Here is a 533-nt window from a genome sequence, read left to right on the forward strand (position 1 = left end):
CCTCGAGGGCCTTCGCGGTGTCGAGCCGCGCGAAGGCGTCGAGCGCCTTGCGCAGCTGGGYCACCGCCAGCTCGGCCTCGAAGGCCAGGTCGTTGACCGGCAGGCGCAGCCGGCTCGACACGCCGGTGTTGATCAGCCGCTGCACGGTGCGCGCGATGCGGGCCGCCTCGTCGCCGACGCGCTCCAGGTTGGCGATGGTCTTCGAGATCGCGATCAGCAGGCGCAGGTCGCGCGCCGTCGGCTGGCGGCGGGCGATGATGCTCGACAGGTCGCGATCGATCTCCATCTCCATCGCGTTCACGCGCTCTTCGTTGCGCAGCACGTCGCTCGCGATGTCGCCGCTGAAGTTGGTCAGCGCATAGACCGCCTGCGCGACCTGCGACTCGACCAGGCCGCCCATCTCGAGCACGCGTGTCGAGATGCCGCTGAGTTCGGTGTCGAACTGGGTGGAAAGGTGCTTGTCCGTCATGGTGATTCCTCCGCTCAACCGAACCGGCCGGTGATGTAGTCCTCAGTGTCTTTCTTCTTCGGCT

1 protein-coding gene is annotated in these 533 nt (G+C 67.3%); it reads right to left on the reverse strand.

Annotated elements, in window-relative coordinates; genetic code table 11:
• A partial coding sequence (locus AC1D15_RS36525) for a PhoU domain-containing protein (RefSeq protein WP_477829936.1) occupies window positions 1-469 on the reverse strand: 469 nt, incomplete at its 3' end.
• Window positions 470-533: the final 64 nt, after the last annotated feature.

The organism is Rhizobacter sp. P2_H2 (assembly GCF_056403375.1).